This window comes from Chryseobacterium sp. UF-81, from assembly GCF_058245105.1.
The window spans coordinates 482,012-506,293 of record NZ_JBSIBX010000002.1 but is presented as its reverse complement, the minus strand read 5'-3'; the positions used below and the strand labels follow the sequence as shown (position 1 = coordinate 506,293).

Here is a 24,282-nt window from a genome sequence, read left to right as displayed (position 1 = left end):
AAACTCTCGTTTTTCAGTGGGGCAAAGATAACAACTTAATAACACGCAAAACAAATCTATTTAACATAAAATTCATATACGAGTTATATTGGGGATAAGTATCAATATAGTGTTTTGATTGTTAATACATTATGCCTATGATATAGTTATCCACAAAGATCGTTGAGTAAAAATAAGAAAGGTTTAGTTTAGAAAAAACGTTTAACTAGTATCTTATATATAGAGTATCCAATTAAGCATCCTATAGTATCTGCTACGATATCCAGAGATTCCATGGATCTGCCTAAGCCCATTTCCTCCTGGAAAATTTCGGTAAGGAAGGCATATATAAGGATGATCTGAAAAAAATATGAAAATTTGATTTTGGGAAATGCAGCAATAAAGCAGAAACCCAGCATTGCAAATATGCTTACATGTAAAACTTTGTCAATACCATTGAACATGAACCAGTACTCGTTATTCTCTTCGCCCGGTTTGAGAAGCATATAAGTAAGAAATGCCCAATAAATGGGCAAAATCTTACTAAATATTTTTGAAACCTTATCCAATGATTGCCTGGTATTCTTCTGCAGTAAGCAGTTCTGAATGATCTGCACCATCAGCAATTTCTAATTTAATGATCCACCCGTTTCCGTAAGGGTCTGTATTTAACAGTTCAGGCTGATCTTCCAACTCTGAATTAAATTCAATAACTTTTCCGGCAATAGGCAGGAATAAATCTGAAACAGTTTTCACTGCTTCTACACTTCCGAAAACAGCTCCCCCTTCAAGATCATCATCTATAGTATCTACATCTACATATACGATATCGCCCAATTCTCCCTGTGCGAAGTCTGTAATACCGATTGTAGCAACATTACCTTCAATCTTGATCCATTCGTGATCTTTAGTGTACTTTAATTCTGATGGTGTATTCATTTTAATTTTTATTTTGTACAAATGTATTCAAAATAATAAAAGCTTCAAAGGGGTAATGAATATCTTAATTAAATTTTGGAAACAAAATAAAAGACCGCTACCTAAGCAGCGATTGGATATTGTATATTATTATTTTTTTATTGTTTTTAGTTCATCTACTTCTTTCATAAGTTTATCGTTATTTTCCTGAAGTTTTTTAAGCTGCTTACTTTGCTCAATAGTATACAGCGTAAGTTCTTCAATCTTCTGAAGAAGCTTAATCTGAAATTCTCCAATATTGACTCCTTCTTTTTCCATCTGTGCTGCCGATGCAATTTCAGGAAGGTGCTTTTTTTCTTTAATATGCTTTTCAACCTCTTCCAGCTTCGGAAGATTGTATTTTTCGTCAAAAACAAAATCAGCCGTTGGCGTGAGGGTTACTTTTACTTCTTTTGCCTCAAACTTTCCTTGTAGCGCAGCATTTCCATTCACTGCAATTTTCATTATCTCATTCATAGCTACAGGTGAATTTAATGCAATCATTTGCTGAGGAGATGTCAAAAATTTAATTCCATCATCATTTAATGTTATAGCTACTTTAGAAAAGTTCAGAGTTCCATTACTAGATACCCATCCATTTCCAATATTATTGTCTGCTTTAGCTCCAAAGCTCATATAAGTTGCGGCTGAACTTCTTAAAGATCCCCAATTATTTAGTGATCCATTTTCATATCTTATGGCAAATGCATTAATACCTTCTGTAGCATTAGTATTTCCAGTTAAAATATTCCCCCAAACATCAATTTTAGATCGTGGATCTGTAGTTCCTATCCCCACATCTCCATTAACATTTGCCATTAATAACTGATTCCAATTCCCCCACTGACTATCTGCTTGTGAAGCGTTTCTATAGAATACACCTCCGTCATTAAAATTAAGCTGATGTACTTTATTGCCTGAACTGTCAACCCAAGGTGCTATAGTAAACAGCGACGAGAAATTTCCTACTCCCGGCACTTGCACTACATCTCTAAATTTAAATTCTACTTTTGCTATCTGAGTATAAGTAGATGGAAGAGAGTTAATGTCTCTCGTATCTAAAACAGCCAAACTTGTAGCTTGCTGGGCGTATATTAGACTTGTAAATACCAGCCCAGAAATTAATAGTGTTTTTTTCATATAAATTATTTGACAGTAAAGATACCGTATAAACCAAGCTATTCCAAAAAACGTGAATTAAAACTAAAATCCCTTTCTATAAAAGAAAGGGATTTTTATTTTAGTGATTATGTATTAATTTTTTTCTTAGAAACCACCACCTGAGTCTCCAAATGTAAATGTTGCAGAGAGACCGGCTCTAATAGTAGACAGCGGGAATGCCGTTGATATTTTGTATTTGGAAGTCATCTGCTCATAGAATACTCTCAGGTTCAGATTTTCTGAAACGTTATAATCTGCAGAAAGCTTTATATTCATGAGTTTCTGTCCTCCTGTGATCTGTGAATCATTCAACAGGATATTCATGATGGAAGTTTTGCTGTCTCTCAGTGAAATATCTCCTCTGATGTTCAGGTCACTACCTTTTCCTCTTGATCCTCTTGTATTGGCCATACCAAGTCTGAAGTTTTTAACGATATACCCAAGTCTTACTACATATTCCGTATTGGAATCTTCGGTAAGGGTATGGTTCACCAATCCTAATAGCATCATCCGGTTTCTGTTATACTGAAGTCCAAACTGCATGTTGTTTCTCATGGTAACATCTATACCGATAAGTGGCGAGAAAGATTCTACATAACCGACCTGCGAGAATGTGAACGGATTGATGTAATCATTATTCACATCGAATGCATTTCCACCGGAAATCCTGTTAAAGTAATCAATACTTGACTGGATACCTGTTGCTGTATACGTCGCTGTATATCCGTGCAGGATATCAAATTTAGAGAACTGACCATTAATGATCGGGATGTTTCTTAAACCTGAATAGGTGATCTTCCAGTTTGGAATCGGAAGTCCGGCTTTTTTAGCATTTCCCATCTGCTTAACGGATTTCCCTTCAACTGCTGCCCTGAATGCAGGAATCAATACATAAGCATTGGCAATACTATAATGATCTGCAAAGCCATCACTGTTCAGTACTTCTCCTAACCCCATCTGCTGGGAAAGTATCATTGCATTTTCCCTGATCGCCTGGTAAACGGCCTGGGTTTCCTTGAATGATGTTTTCAGAAGCACCACAGAGTTAGAATACGTTACCTGATCATTGGCAAATGCATAATCATGGTTTGCTGTTCCAAGGTTATTCCGGTTATTAAATCCGGACTGAGAGAAATTTCTGTTGTAGTTATGCAGTGCACTAAGATCAATCCTGAAATCATTGATCGGAACAATCTGTAAATTGGCCCTCAATTCTTTTGTTGACATCTTCACATATGGATCCGTCATATAAGGCGAATCACTTACCCATCCATTTTCCAGCACGGTTCTTCTGATATCAGCCTGCGATCCAAAAAGGAATCCTATAGTAGGACCTCCCAACGTCTGGCCATACCCATACATGTTTGGCGCAGAAAGCAATCCTGGAAGTACTGTTCCGTTATTTTCAGAGTAATTAATATCTAACTGTTTGAACGATGTCAGTGCAAAAGCTGCGCTCTGAAGTATTGTCAGTTTATTTTTGAATTTATAGCTCTTATATCTGTATCTTTTCTTTTCCCATTGCTGCGTATATATATTATTCAATGAGTCAATCTCCTGTTTACGCTTCTGCAGTTTTGCAGAGATGTTCTTGAAATACTTAAACTGTCCGAAGAATTTAGGAATATCCGCAGTAGCTGTAGCCTGAATCACATTTGTATTCTGACCTACGGAGCCTAAGCTTCCTTCCGGACTTGAAAGGAGTGCGGTAGATCTTGCATTCCAGTTGTAAGTAAGCCCATACCCAATTTCTGCATCAATAAAGTCCAAATACGGGAGATACTGGAACGGCAGTTTGTAATTAATCTGTACTCTGTGATTGTACAATACCGGTCTACCTGCTCTGAATACATTTCCAAAGATGGATTTGTCATTCATTCCGTTCACATCTACATTATCATTAAGGGTTCTTGTTGCAGAATTGATCTCCAGTTTTAATGATTTTGTAAAGTTGAATCCTAAACCGTACTGCCATCCGAAGAAGAAGTTTCTGTTTTTGATCGCCGCAAAACTGTCACCTGTATTTCCACTTAAGATTGCTTCTACATTTCTAAACTCAAGTTCGTTATAATTTCTGTCTACTTCTGTTCTGAAAGATAATCTCGTAGGAATCGGGTTGAAATTGAATTCTTTGATCCATCTCAGATATTTTGTAGATTTCGCCGTATCACTGATCATTTTGTTGAACGGCTTAATTACCCACGGCTTGAAAGTATAGTTGTAATCAACATAACCTCTAAGATACTGTCTGTAGTTTCTTGAAGTATAAATATCTCTGTAATAATCGTCATTATAAACTGCCGTTACGGAAACGTTCTCAATATCATAGAACTTAGGTTTCTTATTTGGATTTACCCTTTCCTTATGCATATTGACAACGCCAATGCTTCTTTGTTGTGTATACGTTCTTGCTACTTTTTTAAGCTGCTCCTTGTTGGCTGCCTTGCTGAATTCCACATCGGTGTCCAGAGGGTTATATTTCGGATCCTCGATAGTCTGTGAGTAGGAATAGTTTAAAGGAATTTTCAGTCCGCTTTTTTCAGGAAGGAATTTGTCTACGTTTACAGCAGTATTGATACTGAAAGCAGACTGTGTAGACTGATTTCTTTCTGCCGGCTTTGAATCTATATTACCGAAACCTACGGAAGTATAAGATGCACTTGTATTGACAGTAGCAAAATCTCCAAGGTTAAAGTTCAGACTTGCATTACCTGCATATCCTCCATCATTTTCAATTTCGGAAAGACGGATCTCATTCACCCAAAGAATTCTGGTAATAGAGTTTGAACGGCTTGTATTTCTTACCCCAATCATAATGGTAGTAATATTTCCTAAGCTCGGACGTCCTTTGATATAAATTCTTTTTGATTCATCTCCAAAGTTAGGATCCATGATCCTGTCTACAATATTAGATGAACTCTTATCTCTTCGAATTTTGGCATCTACAAAGTTCTGGATCTCCAAATCAACATTGTTTTCAATAGGCCAGATTTCCAAAGGTGTAGTTGCTGTCCTAGGCGTAAGCAACATTTGAGATTCATATTCATAATAGTTGTCCGTAGCATCACTTCCGAAACGGATGAAGAATTTAGATTCAGAATCGATACCCTGGTATCTGTCTGTCGGGTCCTGAGCATGTAAAAAAAGTTTTAGCTTTTTATATCTTCTCATATCCAGGGTAGTATTCTTGAAAACCCCTCTTGCTTCTCCGGCAAGACCGTCTATCTTCATGTAAAGTGAAGCCTCATTCTGTCTCTGTGCTCCTGCATTTCCACTCAATACCTGTCTGTCAATTCCCGGAGGAAGTACATAAGGAGGCTGGTTCAGGGCGTTCTCTTCAATATTTACACTTCCAACTTCGAAGTTATTATTTTGTGCTATACCTACACCTTCCTGTTGTGAAGATACTGTAGGGCTGGCAATTTGATTTGGATATCTTCTCCAGTCCGATCTTACAAGGTCCATTGTCCCGAATCTTAAGGTAGAAGTCTGTTCAAAACCGGCAAGCATTAATCTCGCAAATCTTACATTGTTAAGTACTGACGCACTTCGCTCTCCTTCCGCATCCGTTTCAGCATATTTTGAAACAGGGATTCTGAACAGGTACCATTTCACATCAGAAGACTGTCCGTTCTGGAAGGTAGCCTTCACCGTTTTTACATCTACGATATTGTTCTGTCCTAAGGCAAGACTCGGTTTATCCAGTTTTACAACATATTCATTGTAGCTTTCTGTCTGGTCAAGGTTATAATCTTTATTGATATCTTCTGCATCCGGAGTCTGTGAAGCCACTTCCAATGAATTAGCCTGAGAGTTCCCTTCCGGATTTCTGAAATATTTATATCTCTGAACAAGAGAGGCCGCCTGATTGCCTGTAAATTTGTCCGACATGAAGAATACGAAATCATCCACAGCAGGGTCAACTAAGTTGGTAACCGGGTTAACAAATGTATTTCCGAATCTCATTGATTCCTGATCTGAGTTTAAACCGTCATATCCTAAATCCTGAGATCTTCTGTCATCACCTTCACTTGAAAATGCGTAAAGAATGGGTGGCTGTTTCGGCTGTACTCCCCAATTGGAAGTTGTGGTAGTAGAAGGCGCTCCCGGAGTAGGAAGACCATTTTCATACTGCATTTTACCGTCTTTCAGGATATCTTCGGAAACGTTTCCTAACTGAAGTAAAAGTCTCGCTCTATCGCCTAAGACAGTTCCATCCGCATAAGGGTCCATCATCCAGAATTCAACATATTCTATATTTGAATTAACGAAATTGGAAACACTGATCGGTCTCATGATCCCTGCCCATCTGGAAGCCGCTGTTTCGGAGCCTGGATTGACATTGTACGGACCTTTTTCCTGAGGATAGTAAGAAATATCTAAAGTATTGGTGAAGGTCTGCTCACCCGCAACAAAATCTCTGTTGTTATAAATTTCGGAATACTGAACTCTTCTGGATGCGTGGTTGGAAACAGACTGTGCCGTAATTCCAGCTGGTGCCCTGCCTCCTACTCCCCAGAATCTTGGGTCAATATTATACCATGATAAAAGTCCTCTTCCGTAACCACTTGTCAGAGCATCATCACTAGGAGCTCCGTTAAATGGAGGCGCTAAGTTTTTCTCAGGTCTTGAAGCTAAGCTCCAGGCTGCCGGTTCTTTTAACGAAATTTTAGAAGTTGTCTGTTCAAAATCATCTACATAGGATTGGTCATTCGTTCCTTTATTTAATCCGGGAAGAAGGTATGCCCCTTCCATTTTAAAATTCAGGTTTGACGGAGCTTCTGTATTTACAAATGGAATTTTATCTGTAAGCCTTGTCAGGAAAGGAATCTGATTGTTGTACATCATGTTAATCCCGGCCATTGTATTATTAACGGCTTCCTGCCCGTAGTTTACTTTCTGGGTAAGCGGAGATTCGGAATAATTAACAACTGTTCCCCCTATTATAAAGTTCTCATTGAATCTTCTTTCCAGGTTTAATCCTAAAAATCTTTTTCTTTGGGTATTAAAGGTAAGCTGATTTTCTAATGAGATATTGATAGCCTGTCCCGACTGTTTAACATTTTCATTGATAATCGTTACTGTTCCGAGCATATAATCTACGGTATAGTCTACCCCTTCTGTCAGCTGAACACCATTCGCCGAAACTTTTACAGATCCCTGCGGAACGTTTACAGCACCAAGAGAAATTCCCTGCCCCTGTGTTCCTTTGTATCGTCCTTCTATGGTATATCTCTGGGCAAGGTTGCTGGAAGATGCCACTTGTTTCTGCTGTCTGTAGAGATCCGTAAAAACAAACTGCGGATCATTTCCGACCTGTCCTTGCATAAAGCTTCCGAAAGGCTGTACTTTGGTAAATATAATCCTCCCTGTTTCCGGCCGGATCGTAATTCCATTCACAAAGTCAAAAATACCGTCTCCCAATATACCACTGCTGGCCTGGATATCTCCATTCATGTTAAGACGGTCCCAGTTAAGTAATTTCAGTAAATTTTTATCCTGAACACTGGTTCCGGGAAGGTAATTCACTTTACCCCCGGTTTTCGGATCCCTGTAGAATACGTTAAGAATAAAGCCGTCCTGTGCTACCTGTCCTGCATCCAAAGAATAGATGTTTTTCATCATCAGGTCCCACATTGGAGATTCTGTATTTACTTTGTTGTTTACTCTAAGCACTTTGGTTACCAATACGGGACTTTCTTCGGAGAACTCCCCTACTTTATAGACTTTATTGGTACCATCCGTAAAGGAATAGGAAACGGCTAAAAGCTGATTCTCGTTCAGCTTCTGGTTCAATGAAATATATCCTAACTGAGGCTGCAATGTATATTCATTAGCATTCAGCCTTCTTGCTTTTGTATTAAAAATAAACTGTTCACCATTATCATACGGCTGTGCACTTCCAGGGAACATCTGCCCCTGAAAGGTTGTCGCATAATTTTTACCGGCTTCTCTTGGTCCTATTGCCGCATTAATAGATGGGTATAATCCATTCTGGGAATTGTCCGGCAATCCTGAAGCACCTTCTCCCAAATCCCTGATACCGATAATACTTTTCTGATACGCCAGATTACTGTTTCCCTGGTCAAGCACCCAAACTTCCAGCCTGGTAATATTTACCGTGGAATTGATTTGCGGATAGTTGGCCAGCGCGTTATCATAACGGTCAAGGAAATAATGCCCAAGGAAAAAGTGTTGGTTGTCTTCGTAGTCAATCGCATTAACTTTAAAATTATTCATAACACCTCCACCCTGTACTACAATATTACGGGCTTCTCCCTGTTGCTGGGAAAGGACTACTGTTCCGTAAGTTTTTCCTAACTGGAATTCTGTTTTTACCCCGAATAATGACTGTGAACCACGGATAAGACTGGTAGAAAGCGGCATATTCACGTTACCAAATTCTATTCTCTTAATGATTTTATCTTCCCCTCCTGCACTGGGCTTATCTACCTCGCCAAGGCCTTTGGTCTGAAGATCTTTCCAGTTTCCTTTCGCCTGCCATACAAGATTCATTCTGTTTTCGAATGCAAAGCCACTCTGGGTATCATAATTAGCCTTCAACTGAAGGTTTTCTCCTACTTTACCCAATAAGCCCAGCTGTATCCTTTGGTCTATATCAAAGGTAAAACTGGTCCTGTTCTGAGGCAGGATCAGTGGATTATCTATTTTTTGGTAAAGTCCGCCAAAGTCTAAAGAGGCATATCCTGAAGGAATGATCTCTATTTTATTACTTCCGAAAATAGTTTCAAACAGCCTGTTATTGATCATCAGAGACGGGATGAGACCTTTCTTACGGGCATCAGTCCTATCTCTTCTGTAAAGAAGACTGTACTTATCGGATTTTTCTTTATAGTAAGCTTTTGACTGCGTTGCGAGCATAAATTCTTTATACTCTTCGGGAGACATAGCTGTAGGAGGCCCTGTAAATGTATTTCCAATTTTAGGATATACATAATACATACCTGTTTTTATATCATAAAAGGCCTCATACCGGGTAGGATCAGCCAGTTGATAATCTTTCTTTATGATCGCAGTATCCCGTACCTGTTGTGCAAAGGCACTTACTGACATACACAGGAACGACAGGAACAAAAATATTTTCAGATGCTTATTATTCGCCACCAAATGTTAAATGTTTTTTAAGATATGTTTTATAAGTTCTTCTACGGAGATCTCAGGATTCTGCTTCATCATCCTGTCTGCGATCTTCTCGCTCATTCGTTTCGGAATCCCTAAAACTTCTAATGCAGATAACGATTCTTCCTTGACTTTATTATCCACAAAAGAAGAAATATTTTCTTCTGCAATGCCGAATTTCTGGACTTTATCCTTTAGATCCACGATAATTCTTTCTGCAGTTTTAGTTCCTATTCCTTTGGCTTTTTGAATCAGTGCACTGTTCTTGGAAAGTATGGCTGAAGCAATCTCTTCAAGGCTTAAGGTGGAAAGAAGTATAAGGGCAGAAACAGCCCCTACTCCGTTAACGCTTATTAACAGATTGAACATTTCTTTTTCTGAACGAGTGTTAAATCCAAAGAGAAGATGAGCATCTTCCCGTATGATCTGCTGAGTAAATAAAAATGCCGGCTTATTCAGGGCCAGGGCCTGGGAGGTCATCAAACTGATACCTACATAGTAACCAACTCCTTGTACATTGATTACTGCGTAAGTGGGTGTAAGTTCTTGAACACTGCCTTGTAAGGAAAATATCATATTAATTTTTAAAACTCCCAAATATAGCAATTTAAACTAATTAATATTTTCATTTCACGTGCGAATGATTTTTAACTTAAATTTTGATCGTACATTCAAGGAATTAATATAAAAACAAAAGACTCCAAAATATGGAGCCTTTTATTATTTTATGATTAAAACTATCCTTTAAACTGACAGTTTTGTTATGCTTATCCGTTTATTTTTTTTCGGAATTTTTCTTTTCTCTTCTCTGAGCATCAAGAACGGCGACAGTAGCCAGGTTTACAATTTCATCTACGCTGGAACGCATCTGTAAAACATGTACCGGCTGCTTTAATCCCATCAAAATTGGGCCGATCACCTGTGCCACTTTCATGCCTCTGATGATCTTGTAAGAAAGGTTGGCGCTTTCAAGATTCGGGAAAACGAAGGTATTGGCAGGAGTTGTTCCTAATTTTGAGAAAGGATAGTCACTTAAGTGATCCGCATTCATTGCAAAATCCGGCTGGATCTCACCATCAACAACCATTTTAGGATATTTCTCGTGGAGAATGCTTACTGCTTTGGCTACTTTTTTGGATGTATCGGAAATGGCTGCAAAGTTTTCGAAACCAAGCATGGCGATCCTAGGCTCTATTGCAAAAGATTTTACTGTAATTTCTGCCATTTTAGCAATATTCACAAGATCTTCTGCTGTAGGATTCTGATTGATGGATGTATCAGCAAAGAAAATAGGTTTCTTTTCTGAAAGGATCATCATCATGGCCGCTACTTTATCTACTCCTTTATCTTTTTCAATAACTTCTAACACAGGACGAAGCACAGAAGTATAATTTTTAGAGAAACCAACGATAAGGCCGTCTGTATCTCCATGTCTCAGCATTAACGGACCGAAATAATCTCTCTGGCGAACATATCTTTTTGCCTTATATTCGTTCATCCCTTTTCTCTGACGAAGTTTCCAAAGAGTTTCCCTGTATTTTTTTCTGTTTTCTTTCTGATCGTCATCACTTGGATCAATGATTGGAATATCCAGATTGATTCCAAAGCGCTCCATCTGTTCTTTGATGTATTTTTTATCTCCTAACAGGCTCGGGAAAGCAATTCCTTCTTCGTAAAGAATCTGAGCTGCTTTCAATACGTTGTATTCTTCAGCGTTGCCTAAAGTAATTCTCTTCGGGTTGGATTTTGCACGGCTCTGCATCATTCTTACCAGCTTCTCGTCTCTTCCCATTCTGTCCAGCAGCTGGTTTTCGTATTCTTCGAAGTCTTCGATAGTTTTTCTGGCAATACCGCTTTCAATGGCTGCTTTTGCTACAGCGCTGGATACTTTGGTAATTAACCTGTTATCAAATGGCTTTGGAATAAAGTATTCTCTTCCGAATTGTAGGTTCTGAACATTATAGGCCAATATTACAGCTTCCGGTACGGGTTCTTTTGCAAGATCTGCGATAGCGTGTACGGCTGCCAGCTTCATCTCTTCGTTGATTCCTTTTGCCTGAACATCTAATGCTCCACGGAAAATATAAGGGAATCCCAATACATTGTTCACCTGGTTAGGATAATCACTTCTACCTGTTGCCATGATGACGTCTTTACGGGTTTCAAGGGCAAGATCGTAAGCAATTTCCGGATCCGGGTTTGCCAAAGCAAAAACGATAGGATTCTCATTCATGCTAGAAAGCATTTCCGGAGTCATTACGTTTCCTTTTGACAGACCGATGAAAACATCTGAACCTTTTACGGCATCTTCAAGTGTTTCGATATCTGTATTAGCAATAAAGTCAATTTTTTCAGGCGTAAGGTTTTCTCTTTTATGATTGATAACTCCTTTGCTGTCACACATTAAAACATTTTCTCTTTTAAGCCCCAGAGAAATATATAAGTTGGTGCATGCAATGGCCGCCGCTCCGGCTCCATTTACCACCATTCTCACTTCTTCGATATTTTTGTCAGCGATCTGAAGAGCATTGATCAATGCAGCAGCAGAAATAATTGCCGTTCCATGCTGATCATCATGCATTAAAGGAATATCCAGTTCTTCTTTCAGTTTTTGCTCGATATAGAATGCTTCGGGAGCTTTAATATCTTCAAGGTTGATCCCTCCGAATGTAGGAGCAATTCCTTTTACAATCTGAATGAATTTTTCCGGATCCTTTTCATCAATTTCAATATCAAAAACATTGATATCTGCAAAGATCTTGAACAAAAGACCTTTTCCTTCCATTACCGGTTTTGAAGCTTCTGCTCCGATATCCCCAAGTCCTAATACAGCTGTTCCGTTGGAAATTACAGCTACCAGGTTTCCTTTACCGGTGTAGTCGTACACGGTTTCGGGTTTATCATGGATCTCCATACAAGGAACTGCCACCCCAGGTGAGTATGCCAATGATAAATCTCTCTGAGAAGAGTGAGGCTTCGAAGGAATAACTTCGATTTTTCCTTTAGGTTCGGCTTTATGATAATCTAACGCGGCCTGATTAAAGTTCTTTTCGTCGCGGTGGGTTTTACTTGACATAGAATTTTGTTTTTTATTAAAGTATATACTTAATATGGTAGTCTACTAAACTTTCGATAGGTTTCTGGACAACGTGGCCCACATTTAAATGAAGTTCTGCCGCCACTGAGCGGAGAATAGCTTCGTAATAATAAGCGATAGAGCCGATGAAATTGATCTCGGCTTCTTTTGATTCTTCGTAAGGGATCACCTGGTATTCAAAGAAATTTTTCATTTCTTCGTATACCATACTTTTAAAGTAAGGATGCTCCTTTCTTTCGATGACAAATTTGTTGAAATCCGCCAGCCAGGCATTCGGTCTCGGGCTGTGGTACATATTGTTCAGGGCTTCCTCTATTTTAAGCCCATAGTTCTGCTCGAACTCCTTATGAAGATCCGCAGGAAGTTTTTTCATAAAATATCTTCGTACCAGCTGTTTTCCAATAGCACTTCCGCTTCCTTCGTCTCCCATAAGGAAACCCAGGGAAGGGAGTTCTATTTTAAGATTTTGGCCATCGAAATAGCAGGAATTTGAGCCTGTTCCTAAAATACATACCACAGCCGGCTTTCCGCTGTATGCGGCATAAGCTGCGGCCATAAGATCTTCTTTCACAACGATTTCAGCTTTTGTGAATATTCTTTGAAGCTCTTCTTTAATAGTTTCGCAGTTTTTTTTCACACCGCATCCTGAGCCATAGAAGAAGATCCTCGTTATGGAATTTTTGACTAATATAAGGCTGCTGTTCTTTTCTATTTCAGGAACAATAAGTTCTCTGTTGATAAAATTGGGGTTAAAGCCGATGGTTTCTGTTTTTAAAAACACTTTTTTGAAATCATCCAGTATCACCCAATCTGATTTGGTAGACCCACTATCAACAATAGCAACCATATATTACATTTTAGTTTAAGGATGCTAAATTATGAATTTATCTTCAAATAGCGTTTAAAAACAGACTGGAAGCTTCTAATGTTTTATATCAGCTTTTTGATTATCGAACTTGATGAGCCAGTCCTCAATTTCATCTTCCAGATAAGAACTCTGAAGCATGATGGCATTGATAAAATCATCCGGCACAGGTTCATTGGTAGAGTTTTCAAGGTTCCACAACTCATCTGTCATATTTTCATATTCTGAATACACTCTTTTGAAGCGGGAATTTTCTCTCTCAAGAGCTTCAATATTTTTTTGCTGAAGCTGGAATTTTCTGTATTTGTTTTGACTTTTCATACAAATATTGTTATAATTTGGGTCGTAAAAATTATGGTAGTATGCGTTATACCGCACATTACAAGATAGAAAAAACCATCAACACAAGAAGTTGAAAATGAATTTATTATCAGGTTATAATTACATCATTCTGAATATTAAATTTAGAAATTATTTTGATTCAAAAAAATAATTTAACAACTTTTTTCATTGTTTAACATATGTTCACCGAAATATTTTGGGCTGAAACTTTCAGATTCCTTTAGCCATCACTGTTGCTATCGTTTTAAAGTTTTGGAAGTGATAAAGAAGAAATTTCCAATTCATTAATACTACTTATAACCCCGGAAGATCAGGTATATTACTTTAATAAAGTATATAGTATATCATCAAATCAATATCAATACATCTGCCTGATATACAATAAGTTAAATCGATAGTTTGTTTTTAAATAATCTTTTATTCTTACATTATTAACATATAATTATAAATTTGCAACTTCATATATATTGAATGAGAGAATTACTAATACGCCAGAAACAGGTTTTGTTCTTCATTATTGCCGGGGGGCTCAGTGCCATTGTAGAGATTGGAAGCTTTAAAGCATTCAGCACTTATCTTCCGCATGTCTTTGCCAGAGAAACCAATTTTCATGGCATCCATTATCCTTTAAGTAATATTTTCTCTACGAGCTGTGGAATCATCAGCAACTATTTCCTGAGCATCTGGTTTGTCTTTGAAAGAGGAAAGCACTCTAAAAGAAAAGAGTTTGCTTACTTTATGGGCGTGTCCTTCATTTCAACGTTATTAAGCTTAGGCTTTTTCCAGATTTTTTACAGCTTTATATTTAAGGATAATATCAATTTAATTTTTTATACCTTAAGCCCGGAAATGATCAGTAAGATTGCAGCAATTCTGCTGGTTTCCATTCTTAATTATTCTGTGAAAAAGAAAGTAATTTTTAACGGTTAAGCAGTGGCAAAAATTTTAAATTATCTCTGGAGATTCTGGCTGCTGATACTGGCGTTTGTTTTAACAGTCACTTTGGGAATCCCTGTCTATATTTTATCTTTTAATAAAAAGCATTATAAATATGCTTACAAATTTATCAGGATTTGGTGCTTCGGTATGTTCTACGGTATGGGTCTGAGGTACGATCTTACGAATCTTTCTGACCAGAAAAAAGACAAAAGTAAACCGTATGTTTTCATTTCGAACCATACTTCCATTATGGATATTATGCTTGCCTGTATCCTGATGCCCCATCATCCTATTTGTTTTGTAGGTAAAAAAGAACTTGTAAAGATCCCCATTTTTGGTACCATATATAAAAGGATCTGTGTGATGGTAGACAGAGGCAGCGCAAGAAGCCGTGCAGATGTCTACAGAAGATGTGCGGAAAAGATGGAAGAAGGAAACAGCATTGCCATATTCCCGGAAGGTGGCGTACCCGACGATACTTCTATTATTCTTGATGAATTTAAAGACGGAGCATTTACTTTATCTTCCAAACACCACTCCCCAATCGCAGTATATACTTTTGTAGGATTGAAAGAAATCTTTCCTTTCGACAGTGCAAAAGGTTACCCGGGAAAAGTAAAAGTATATTTCAACGGAATCATGGAACCATCAGATTCTCCGAGAGATCTGAAAACAAAAGCTTATAAGGAGATAAAAAAAACATTGCTGGAACATTCTATTTAAAAGAAATAGTTATATTTGTTTGCGAAATTTTTAACAAACATGTCAAATTATTCTAAACAAACCAATTGGGGACAGTTTATTCCCTTGGTTACTGTGTTTTTTTTCTGGGGATTTGTTGCGGCAAGTAATGACATTCTCATACCAGTTTTCCAAAAAGCCTTTAAATTGACCCAAACTGAAAGTATGCTCGTACAGATCTGCTTTTATGTGGCGTATACTGTGGGTTCTTTAATTTATATGGCTGTTTCAAAAGGTTTGAAACAGGATCTTATTAATAAAATAGGTTACAAAAACGGACTTATATTAGGTCTCCTTATTTCTGCTTCAGGAACTTTACTGTTCTATCCGGCAGCAAATCTGGCATCGTTTCCGTTAATGATCTCCGGTCTGTTCATTGTGGGGCTCGGCTTCTCATTACAACAAATTGTAGCGAATCCACTGGCTATTGAAGTAGGACCATCTGAAACGGGATCTCAGAGACTTACCATGGCGGGAGGAATCAACAACCTGGGGACAACCATCGGACCACTTATTGTATCATTTGCTATTTTTGGTGCTGCATCCGCAGCTAATACAGAAGCAAGTATCGAAAGTGTAAAAATCCCTTATCTTATGCTGGGAGTTGCATTTGTACTGGTGGCCATCATGCTTAAATTCTCCTCTCTTCCTGCAATCACTCCTACTATTATAGAGGATACTGACGATGTGATTCCGGGAGACCACAAAAAATCCGCTTTCCAGTACCCTCAGCTTGTGATGGGTATGATTGCTATCTTTGTATATGTAGGCGTAGAGGTTTCCACAGCAAGTAATCTTCCTGCATATATGGAAAAAAGCTTAGGTTTTGAAACCAAAGATGTAGCGCCTTATATTTCCTTATACTGGGCTTCATTAATGATAGGCCGTTGGACGGGTGCTGTAGAAGCATTTGACCTGAGTGCCGGATTCAAAAAGATCTTAAGATTCCTTGCCCCTTATCTTGCATTCGGTGTATTCTTATTAGTGAATGCAATTGCTAAGCATGATCTTTCTCCCTTCTATGTGTACGGCGCTGTTATTATTGTGATGATCATCTGTGACATTATGAGTAAAGGAAACCCTGCAAGAATGCTTTTGATTTTCTCTGTAGCAGGTATAGCCGCCTTACTGATAGGAATGTTTACAACAGGAATGGTATCTGTGTATGCTTTTACCAGTGTAGGATTGTTCTGTTCTACCCTATGGCCTTGTATTTTTGCTCTGGCCATCAATGGTCTCGGAAAACATACCAACCAGGGTTCCGGCTATCTGATCATGATGATCATGGGTGGTGGCGTTGTAAGCTTTATTCAGGGATATATTGCAGATAAAACCAATATCCACTTCAGTTATATTGTAGGCGTTGTATGTTTTGCTTATCTTGCATTCTATGCAATCCGTGTAACAGGGATCTTAAAATCCCAGGGCATTGATCTGGATAAAATCTCTAAAGGCAGTGGTCACTAATACAATAAAAATAATATATAAAAAGAGATTTTGGGCAGGTATACTACTTGCCCAATTTCTTTTGTTCTATGGCTTCTCAAAGTCCGGAACAATGATCTATTTCTTTGAACGTTTTTTCGAATTTCAGAAAAAAACCCATCAGATACTTTTCAGCTGGATTCCTTTTTCTTTCGGGGATTTTATCTATATTCTTCTGGGAATTTTTCTTTTGTACTGTCTTGTTTTATGTTTTAAAAGAAAAAGCAGAAATGGGGCTGTTTTGAAGCTTCTGGCTACAATTAATATCTTTTATTTCATCTATCAGATCTTTTGGGGAATGCTTTATTTTCAGACGCCTGTCATCAGGAAACTTTCCAGCCAGAAAGAGCCTGAAGTGGGTAAAGCAAAAACATTAGCCTTACGCTATCTGGAAAAATGCAAATCTACACGGCAATCTGTACGGGAAGATAAAAACGGAATATTCATTATTAGTGATCTTACTTCTATCCAGACAGAAATTTTACATCAGCAAGCACAGCTTCCGAAATATCTTTCGGATAAAAGTACTCCACAGATCAATGCTTTTAAACCAAGCCTTTTCAAAAGTGCCATGAATTTTACAGGGATATTGGGCTATTACAACCCTTTTACAGCAGAAGCCCAGTATAATGCAGAACTCCCCCATACCCTCATGCCGTTTACCTCTGCACATGAAAGTTCTCATCAGCTAGGTTTTGCCAGAGAGCAGGAAGCTAATTTTATAGGCTATCTGATAGGCATCAATTCCAAAAATACAGATTTAAGATACAGTACTGAATATTTTACCCTAAAAAGTCTTTTAAGGTTCATAGTTGAGGAAGATCCTGAATTTGTAAAATCGGTTCTTAGACAATATTCTCCGGCCATGAAAAGAGACCGGATGTACGAAAGGAGTTTTATTTTCAGACATCAGGGCTGGTTGGACGATTTTTTTGGGTTTACAAATAACCTGTTTTTGAAAAGCAACCAGCAGGAAGGTGCCGTTACCTATTCTTATTTTATTGATCTCCTTTTGAATTACGAAGGTAATAAAAACAAAAGAATCGTATCAGGCGATACGATTCTAAAAACACAAATGATGAAAAAAAATTTATTACCTTGACTTGTTCCCTCATTCAAGGCGATGTAAAAGTACAACATATTTTATAAATACAAAAACATTTCTATTGTTTTTTAAAACTTTAAGAAAACTTTATGATTTTTTAAGTTTTTTTGAGTTTAACCTTGAAAATTAGAACTTTAACAAATTTTAAGATTCGGCAATCAATCAACATAAAAAGTTCAAATAGGGTAACAAAAATTCATAAAACTAAACATTTGTTTAAAAATAAAGCATTCAATATTTTTTGAATTTTCAGTATGAAAAAATTAGAGTTATCTTTCAAATAAGCAGATAAAAGTGATTTAAAAAAGGATGAAATATTTCTCTTCGGTAATTTTTTTTTAAATCATCTAATTAAAAATTACCGTTTATCTCCATCTGTTCAAATTTAGGAAATACACTTCTTCACCTTCTTTATTAAAGTTAAATAGTGATTCTCACAAAAGAAACAAAAAGAGGATACGAGGAATGAAGATCATACATCAGAACAGCAAAGAATCACATCCTATTCCAGGGGCTTACCATGGATGATAGAGGAATTTTTAGGCTACCATAGTCTTATTGAATTTTCCAAAGGCTCTCCAATATTTTTGAACCAGATTACGAAATCAGCCTGATTTTTTGATAAACAAAAGAAAAAATACAACAATAATTACACAAAATCAATTATTTAACAAAAGTATATCACTAAGAAAAGAAAAAAAACTTGTTTTTTTAAAACATCTGCGTATTTTAGTTAAAAATATTACTATGATTTTCGACAAGCTAATTAACTATCTAAAACTTGATAAACAGGAGTTTTCTTTCCAGTTCAACTCTCATCCAAACTATCCTTCTGCGCTGGCTTTTAGTGATACGCTTAATTTTATGGGCGTTAAAAATGATGCTTATGAACTTGATAAGGAATATTGGGATGAGTTGCCGGAAGAGTTTATCGCCATAGTAGATAATTCCTTTTCTCTGGTAAAGAAATCGGGAGCCAGTTATTCGGTTTATTCTGAAAAAGCCAAAACACTCAACAAAGAAGAACTTCATAAGAAATCAACAGATTTTGTCCTGCTTTTTGAAAAAACTGAAAATGCGGAAAATAAGACGGCGTTTGATTTTAAACCTCTTCTCTATGTTGTTTTCGCTATCATTTTGGGCTATTCTTTTTTTACACAAACGATATACGAAGCTATCTTTAATGTTCTTTCCCTGGCAGGTGCCTATATTTCGCTGGAGATATTCAATCAGAAATTCGGGAATACTTCTACAGTAATTGGCAGTATTTGCGGAGATACTTCTGCCAAGCAGGTTACGAACTCATGTGATAAAATTATCAAGCAGGATAAAACAAGTATTTTCGGTTTAAAATTCTCAGATTTCTCCCTGATTTACTTTACAGGGCTTGCTGTACTGGGGCTTTTTCTTCCTGCAACAGCTTATATCGTAAAAGGATTTACATTTGTTTCCGTATTGGCTATTGCCTATTCATTATATATCCAGGCTTTTGTGGAAAAGGCTTTCTGTAGGGTCTGCCTTCTGATTATTTCAATTCTTACCGGACAATTAGTGCTAAGCATTTTGTTTTTCCAGAGTACCCCGTTCAGTATAGGAACACTTTTATTAACAGCTGTTCTGTGGATTCTTGTTTTTTCTGCTGTTTTATATTTCAGCAACATTCTTTCCCAAAAAGAAAGTCTTCAGAAGTCAAATGCTAAAAACCTTAGATTTAAAAGAAACTATGAACTTTTCAAGAGCCAGCTTTTAGAAAATGAAAAAATAGAATTCCAGGATACCGAAACTTTCGTATTAGGAAATAAAGACTCTAAACTTCGTCTTTCAATTGTATCCAATCCTTATTGTGGTTTCTGTAAAGACGGCCACAAGATCATGGAAGGACTGCTTGAAAAATATCCTGATGACATTTCTGTGCAGATCCGTTTCAATTATTCGCCGGACAGGGCTGATGAGAAATACACCAGATTACTTTCAGCTTTTAAACATATTTATCAAAATAAACCTCAAAAAGAGTTTTTGAAAGCTGTAGAAGAATGGTTCGAGACCAAAGATGAAAACAAAATCGTTTCTTTGTCAGGATCCTCTGCAACTGAAGATCTGACACCATTCATCGAAATGACAAAGGATAACAGCAATTCAGGATTGAATTTCACTCCCATATTTATTCTCAACGGGCACCAGTTTCCGGATAAATATGACCGTGAAGATATTTGGTTTTTTGTTGATGAATTAATGGAAGATGAGGACTTTCAATAAATCTTTCCGGAATTGAAAAATTCACTATCTTAGGAAAAAATAAAAGCGAATTTTAAGAGCCAAAAAACAAAAAACTTAGTAAATATGAAAAACTTAAAGAAAATCTCAAGAGAAAGTTTAAAAACCATTAAAGGTGGACTTAGACAATGCCCTCTGGACGGCAATTGTGGTGGAGATCAATGCTGTGCAAACGGTGTATGCAGATCCATAGCCGGAGCTGGTCCTAATACGTATTATTGTACTCCTCCTACAGTGATTGATGTTACGCCGTAAACAGGTTAATAACTTTCAACAAAGCTTAATAATATGAAAAATCTAAAAAAACTGTCAAGAGAAAACTTGAGAATACTTAGAGGAGGTATCACAGAGGAATGTGCCCGTATCCAGTCCTCTGCCAGCTACTGTGTTTTTAAGACGCAGGGCCAGTGCTCAACAGCTGATCAGGAAATGTTCATCTGTGTGAATGCATGTAATAAATGGTGCTATTATTAGCCAAGTGATTAATTAGTACAACAATGAATAAAGTAAAAATGTCGTCATACGTGGCGACATTTTATAATGAGTATAAATTTTGAAGAAATTTCCCTTTTATAAACAGCCGGATGCTAAAGACTGCGGACCAACCTGCCTTAGAATAGTAAGTAAATATTACGGCAGAAGTATCTCTTTGCAGCAGATCCGTACACTTTCTGAAACCACCCGTGAAGGAAGCAGCCTTTTGGGCCTTAGCGATGCATCAGAAAATTTAGGATTCCGTTCCCTTGGAGTCCAGATTGATTTTAATACCCTGGCAGAAGAAGTACCGTTCCCATGTATTGTCCACTGGAATAAGAACCACTTCGTTGTTGTCTATAAAATTGATAAAAATAATAAAGTATATATTTCAGATCCGAGCTACGGACTGATTACCTATACCCGTGAAGAATTTATTAAATTATGGATCGGGGAAAATGCCAACGAAAATACAGAAGAAGGAATTGCCCTTATTCTTGAAACAACCCCGGCATTTTTTCAAACAGAATTTGACACTACGGAAAGTAAAGCCAGCTTTTCTTTCCTTTCAAAATATCTGCTTAAATACAAGTCACTTGTTATACAGCTTGCCGTAGGTCTTCTGGCGGGAAGTTTACTTTCGCTTATTTTTCCGTTTCTTACCCAAAGTATTGTAGATGTCGGGATACAGAACCAGGATCTCAACTTTATTTATGTTGTGCTCCTTGCCCAGATTATGCTATTCCTCGGAAGAATGGGTATTGAGGTGATCCGGAGCTGGATCCTGCTCCACCTTTCTGCAAGAATCAATATTTCGATTATCTCAGATTTCTTTATCAAGCTGATGAAGCTTCCTATAAGCTTTTTCGATACGAGAATGACAGGAGATATTATGCAGAGGATCAACGACCACCACAGAATAGAACAGCTTTTGACGAGTTCCTCATTAAATACCCTTTTTTCACTTGTCAATCTTATCATCTTCAGTATTGTACTGCTCTTCTACGATTACAGACTTTTTATCGTTTATCTTGTAGGAGCAGCATTATATATTGCATGGATCAGCTTCTTTCTTAATAAGAGAAAAGAGCTGGATTATAAAAGATTCTCTCAGGTTTCACAGGAACAGAGTAAAGTAATTGAGCTGATCAACGGTATGCAGGAAATCAAAATGCATAATGCAGAAAAGCAGAAGCGTTGGGATTGGGAATTTTTACAGGTAAAGCTGTTTAAAATCAGAATAAAATCTCTATCTCTGGAACAATGGCAATCTGTAGGAGGAAATTTTATCAACCAGATGAAAGACATTCTGGTAAGCTTTCTTTCTGCCAAATTGGTTTTGAGTGGCAATCTTACCCTGGGAATGATGCTTTCGGTGCAGTATATTATTGGACAGCTGAACAGTCCGTTATTGCAGCTTATCGATTTTATCAAGCAGACTCAGGATGCTAAGATTTCATTGGAAAGATTGGGTGAGATTCACGACAAAGAAGATGAAGAAGACAAAAATGAACAGTATGCGGGTGAAATTCCGGAGAAAGACATTGATGTCAGCAATATATCATTCAGGTACATTGGATCTGATGTTCCTGTATTTGAAGATCTCAGCCTTACCATTCCCTACCAGAAAACGACGGCTATTGTAGGAGCCAGCGGAAGCGGTAAAACGACTCTTCTGAAGCTACTGATGAAATTTTACGAACCTAATTCGGGAGAAATTAAACTTGGAAATACCCAGTTAAGAAATATTTCCCCAAGATTCTGGAGAGATCATTGCGGAGTGGTAATGCAGGAAGGATATGTGTTCAATGATACTATCGCCAATAATATTGCGGTGGGAGAAGATTATGTTGACAAACAGAAACTGAGGCGTGCCGTAGAAATTGCCAATATTAAGGATTTTATTGAAAGTCTTCCTTTAAGCTATAATACGAAGATTGGAAATGAAGGTGTAGGAGTCAGCGGTGGCCAGAAGCAGAGGCTTTTTATTGCCAGAGCCGTTTACAAATCCCCGGAGTTTATCTTTTTCGATGAAGCCACCTCTGCTTTGGATGCTAATAATGAAAAGGTAATCATGGAGAATCTGGAACAGTTCTTTAAAGGTAAGACAGCCATCGTCATTGCCCATAGATTATCAACAGTAAAACATGCTGATAAAATTATAGTTTTGGATAAAGGTAAAGTGGTAGAGGAAGGCAATCATGCTGAACTGGTCTCCTTAAAAGGAGAATACTACAGGCTGGTGAAGAATCAGCTTGAATTAGGAAATTAAAATACGCTCTCTGAAATCACAGGGAAAATTCTATCTTAACATGAAAGAAGACATCTTAGACAATATTGAACTTCGCTCTGAAAGTGTTCAGGACATTCTTACCCAGCCTCCCCATTGGATGATACGCTGGGGAAACAGTATCATATTAATTATTCTCCTGCTCATCCTTGTAATGAGCTATATCATCAAATATCCGGAATTTGTTTCTGCCCCCGTTATTGTTACATCACAAAATCCGCCTGAAAAAATAGAAGCCAGAACCAGCTCAAAAATTGAAAAGATCTTCATCAAAGATCATCAGGAGGTTAAAAAAAATGACGTTTTGATGGTAATGCAGTCTACAGCAAATTATAAAGATGTCCTGGAATTGAAAAAGCTTGTGGATTCTATTGCTCCCAATCAGCTCAGCTCTTTTCCGATTGCGCAGACGTCCAGATTCAAACTGGGAGAATTGCAGGGTGATTACAATAGTTTTGCAAAAGCTTTTCAGGATGAGGAACTTTTCACAAGGCTACAGCCTTATGCTCCGGAAAATATTGCAGCCAATCAAAGTATCTCAGAATACAGAGGGAGAATCGCAACTTTAAAACAACAGAAAAGCCTGGAATTAGCTAAATATGAATTATCAAAAAAAAGCTATCAGAGATCTCAGGAACTTTACAACCAGGGAGTGATTGCTTCTGTAGAACTTGAAAATGAGAAAATAAAATATCTTCAGGCTCAACAAAACCTTGAAAACCTTAATATTTCCATTTCGCAAATGGATGAAGGAATTTCCAATCTGAACAAAACCAAAAGCGGCACAGCCATTAATACGGAAAAAGACAAAATCACATACTCTTCACAGACTTTACAGCTTTTTGAGCAGCTTCGTAAATCTTTAAAGCAATGGGAACAAAATTACCTTGTTATCTCTTCCACAGATGGTATGGCCAGCTTTCAGCAGTTTTTTGGAGAAAATCAATTTGTAAAAGTGGCAGAGCCCATCCTTTCCATACTTCCTACAAACAAGGAAAAGCTGGTGGGAAGAATGTCTGTCCCTACTATTAACTCAGGAAAGGTAACTACAGGCCAAAAAGTACTGATTAAGCTTGATAACTATCGTTTTCAGGAATATGGTATTGTAGAAGGGAAAGTACAGAATATTTCTCTTATTCCTGATGATAAAGGAAATTATTATGTGGATATCACTCTTCCTAAAGGATTAAAAACAAGCTATAATAGAAATCTTCCGTTTGATAAAGAACTCAGAGGTAATGCTGAGATCGTAACGCAGGATCTACGGCTTATTGAGAGATTTTTCTACCAGATCAGAAAATTATTGGGGTACCAAAGTTAATTTGTCCTTTAAAATATGAATGATACAGGCTGTCCGAAAAATATGGATAGCCTCATTTTTTCACACCTTTTATTTGCCTTAGACATAATTATAATGGGAAACACTCATGATT

At 37.4% G+C, this 24,282-nt stretch carries 17 protein-coding genes; 9 read left to right on the top strand and 8 right to left on the bottom strand.

Translation table 11 applies throughout. From position 1 onward, the window contains the following. Nucleotides 1-188 precede the first annotated feature (188 nt). The 8 genes from AC4IFE_RS05370 to AC4IFE_RS05335 all read right to left on the bottom strand — a co-directional run bounded on the left by AC4IFE_RS05370 (nucleotide 189) and on the right by AC4IFE_RS05335 (nucleotide 13,520). A complete protein-coding gene (locus tag AC4IFE_RS05370) occupies nucleotides 189-515 on the bottom strand; it encodes a VanZ family protein (protein WP_490755424.1) in 327 nt (108 codons plus the stop codon). Between the two features lie 25 nt (nucleotides 516-540). After that, nucleotides 541-918, bottom strand: coding sequence for a glycine cleavage system protein GcvH (gene gcvH / locus AC4IFE_RS05365; protein ID WP_490755423.1), 378 nt, complete (start codon nucleotides 916-918; stop codon nucleotides 541-543). A gap of 129 nt (nucleotides 919-1,047) precedes the next feature. Continuing rightward, entirely contained in the window at nucleotides 1,048-2,076 is a 1,029-nt protein-coding gene (locus AC4IFE_RS05360) for a cell wall anchor protein (RefSeq protein ID WP_490755421.1), read from the bottom strand. Nucleotides 2,077-2,202: 126 nt separating this feature from the next. Continuing rightward, a complete protein-coding gene (gene sov, locus AC4IFE_RS05355) occupies nucleotides 2,203-9,171 on the bottom strand; it encodes a T9SS outer membrane translocon Sov/SprA (RefSeq protein ID WP_490755431.1) in 6,969 nt (2,322 codons plus the stop codon). A gap of 57 nt (nucleotides 9,172-9,228) precedes the next feature. Next, nucleotides 9,229-9,813 (bottom strand): Holliday junction branch migration protein RuvA, encoded by a 585-nt coding sequence (gene ruvA, locus AC4IFE_RS05350; protein ID WP_490755420.1) that lies wholly within the window; start codon nucleotides 9,811-9,813, stop codon nucleotides 9,229-9,231. A 199-nt stretch (nucleotides 9,814-10,012) separates the two neighbouring features. Continuing rightward, a complete protein-coding gene (locus tag AC4IFE_RS05345; protein WP_490755418.1) occupies nucleotides 10,013-12,313 on the bottom strand; it encodes an NADP-dependent malic enzyme in 2,301 nt (766 codons plus the stop codon). Between the two features lie 16 nt (nucleotides 12,314-12,329). Next, nucleotides 12,330-13,181 (bottom strand): BadF/BadG/BcrA/BcrD ATPase family protein, encoded by an 852-nt coding sequence (locus AC4IFE_RS05340; RefSeq protein WP_490755416.1) that lies wholly within the window; start codon nucleotides 13,179-13,181, stop codon nucleotides 12,330-12,332. A gap of 75 nt (nucleotides 13,182-13,256) precedes the next feature. Beyond that, complete coding sequence (locus AC4IFE_RS05335; RefSeq protein WP_111957401.1) at nucleotides 13,257-13,520, bottom strand: hypothetical protein; 264 nt, start codon at nucleotides 13,518-13,520, stop codon at nucleotides 13,257-13,259. Between the two features lie 492 nt (nucleotides 13,521-14,012). Here AC4IFE_RS05335 and AC4IFE_RS05330 point away from each other — a divergent pair, with 492 nt between their 5' ends. The 9 genes from AC4IFE_RS05330 to AC4IFE_RS05290 all read left to right on the top strand — a co-directional run bounded on the left by AC4IFE_RS05330 (nucleotide 14,013) and on the right by AC4IFE_RS05290 (nucleotide 24,170). Continuing rightward, nucleotides 14,013-14,471, top strand: coding sequence for a GtrA family protein (locus AC4IFE_RS05330; protein WP_490755415.1), 459 nt, complete (start codon nucleotides 14,013-14,015; stop codon nucleotides 14,469-14,471). A 3-nt stretch (nucleotides 14,472-14,474) separates the two neighbouring features. Beyond that, nucleotides 14,475-15,203: a lysophospholipid acyltransferase family protein gene (locus AC4IFE_RS05325; protein ID WP_490755413.1), complete on the top strand. Its 729-nt coding sequence runs from the start codon at nucleotides 14,475-14,477 to the stop codon at nucleotides 15,201-15,203. Between the two features lie 39 nt (nucleotides 15,204-15,242). After that, entirely contained in the window at nucleotides 15,243-16,688 is a 1,446-nt protein-coding gene (locus tag AC4IFE_RS05320; protein WP_490755411.1) for an MFS transporter, read from the top strand. 91 nt (nucleotides 16,689-16,779) lie between these two features. Next, nucleotides 16,780-17,808, top strand: a complete 1,029-nt coding sequence (locus AC4IFE_RS05315; protein ID WP_490755409.1) for a DUF3810 domain-containing protein — start codon at nucleotides 16,780-16,782, stop codon at nucleotides 17,806-17,808. Nucleotides 17,809-18,558: 750 nt separating this feature from the next. Next, nucleotides 18,559-20,067 carry a vitamin K epoxide reductase family protein gene (locus AC4IFE_RS05310; protein ID WP_490755407.1) on the top strand — a complete coding sequence of 503 codons (1,509 nt, stop codon included), beginning with the start codon at nucleotides 18,559-18,561 and terminating at the stop codon, nucleotides 20,065-20,067. A gap of 84 nt (nucleotides 20,068-20,151) precedes the next feature. Beyond that, the gene (locus tag AC4IFE_RS05305; protein WP_490755405.1) at nucleotides 20,152-20,340 is read left to right on the top strand and encodes a bacteriocin-like protein; all 189 of its coding nucleotides are present in this window, start codon (nucleotides 20,152-20,154) and stop codon (nucleotides 20,338-20,340) included. A 33-nt stretch (nucleotides 20,341-20,373) separates the two neighbouring features. Further along, a complete protein-coding gene (locus AC4IFE_RS05300; protein ID WP_490755403.1) occupies nucleotides 20,374-20,559 on the top strand; it encodes a bacteriocin-like protein in 186 nt (61 codons plus the stop codon). A 79-nt stretch (nucleotides 20,560-20,638) separates the two neighbouring features. After that, nucleotides 20,639-22,831: a peptidase domain-containing ABC transporter gene (locus AC4IFE_RS05295; protein WP_490755401.1), complete on the top strand. Its 2,193-nt coding sequence runs from the start codon at nucleotides 20,639-20,641 to the stop codon at nucleotides 22,829-22,831. A 40-nt stretch (nucleotides 22,832-22,871) separates the two neighbouring features. Next, nucleotides 22,872-24,170: an HlyD family secretion protein gene (locus tag AC4IFE_RS05290; RefSeq protein WP_490755399.1), complete on the top strand. Its 1,299-nt coding sequence runs from the start codon at nucleotides 22,872-22,874 to the stop codon at nucleotides 24,168-24,170. Nucleotides 24,171-24,282: the final 112 nt, after the last annotated feature.